Source organism: Streptomyces sp. NPDC002403, assembly GCF_053593015.1.
The window spans coordinates 1-1,390 of record NZ_JBSFBQ010000156.1 but is presented as its reverse complement, the minus strand read 5'-3'; the positions used below and the strand labels follow the sequence as shown (position 1 = coordinate 1,390).

Annotated in this window: 2 protein-coding genes; both read right to left on the bottom strand. The window is 65.5% G+C overall.

The features are described from left to right. Positions 1-126 precede the first annotated feature (126 nt). Positions 127-459 (bottom strand): hypothetical protein, encoded by a 333-nt coding sequence (locus tag ACWCPY_RS43290; protein WP_451274694.1) that lies wholly within the window; start codon positions 457-459, stop codon positions 127-129. Then, on the bottom strand, positions 456-1,307 hold the full coding sequence (locus tag ACWCPY_RS43285; RefSeq protein ID WP_451274692.1) for an IS5 family transposase: 852 nt from the start codon (positions 1,305-1,307) through the stop codon (positions 456-458). The genes ACWCPY_RS43290 and ACWCPY_RS43285 overlap by 4 nt, the downstream gene beginning before the upstream one ends. Between the last annotated feature and the right edge of the window lie 83 nt (positions 1,308-1,390).

Below are 1,390 nucleotides of genomic sequence, written 5' to 3'. Positions count from 1 at the left end.
CTCAGTGGGCGGTTCGTGAGTTGATGTCCGTTCCGGACTTGGTTACTGCTTCTTGCTGAAGGTGCCGGGCTCGGCCTCAGTGAGGATGCCTATTGTGACCAGGCGTTTCATCTTGGCACGGGTGCGTTAGACGTGTTTCGGCAGGAGCTCGAAGTCGAGGGCCTGACAGATGTCTCGTGCCCTCAGCGGACCGGTGGTGTCGTTGAAGACGGCGAGGATGCGCGGGTAGTCCGGGTGCTCAGGCAGCTCCGGACTTCCTGCTGGGTCGACCGTCTGGGCCGGGATTCGGTCGGCAAGGCCGGTGATGATCGTGCGGGTGATGGCGAGGTGTTCCAGACGTAGTTCGGCCTTACGGAGTTGGGTCTGCAGGGAGTCGATCTGGGTGCGGAGATCGTCGGCCAGGGCCCGGGCGGCGTCTTCCTGAAGGTCGAGTGCCTGCAGGAGAGGGTTCAGGTTCACGCGTCGGCCACCCGCGGATCGCGCCAGGTGAGCGTGTTCGTGTCGGTGAGCCGACGGGCCATGACGTGGGTCATGGCCCAGTAGACACGTGAGGCGGAGGAGGCCGGACGGTGTTCGTAGTCGCGGACCAGCCGCCGGTGCAGTATCAAGATCCCGAACGTTTGCTCCACCCGCCACCGTTTCGGCTGCGGAACGAATCCCTGCTCCTCAGGGTTCCGCTGGACGATCTCGACGTCGATACCAAGGGCGGCCCCATGCGTGACGACCTGGTTCTTGAAGCCCTGGTCGACCAGGGCTTTGCTGACCGAGCCGCCGGCCGCGACGGCGACCTGGTCGAGCAGAGTGATGCCGGCGGCGTTGTCGTGGACGCTCGCGGCCAGCACAGTGACGGCGATGACCAGGCCGAGGACGTCCACGGCCAGTCCCCGCTTGCGGCCCGGTACCCGTTTCGCGGCGTCTTTGCCCGTTGTGACCACGGGGACCCCGGTGGCCGCCCGGACACTCTGGGTGTCCAGGATCACCAGGGTCGGGTCCTCTAATCGCCGGTTCCTCTCCCGCACCTGGCAGCGCAGGAGTTCATGGATCTGCTGGTCGGTGCCGTCGTCCCGCCAGGCGGCGAAGTAGTAGTAGTACGTCGCGCTCTTCGGCGGCAGGTCGTTCGGCAGGAGAGCCCACTGACAGCCGGTCCGGGACTGGTAGAGGATCGAGTTCACGATCTCCCGCATCGAGTAGCGGCCCTGGTGGCCACTGACGGAACGGTGCCGGTTCTTCCAGGCCGTGAGCACCGGCTCGATCAACGCCCATTGCTCGTCCGTCAAGTCGCTCTGGTACGGCTTGCGTTCACTCACCCCACCGATCCCAGCAGGCCACGGGCATCGGACCGGCACGTTCTGCCTCCGTCCACACCATCAGGCGACACCAGAACGACTCA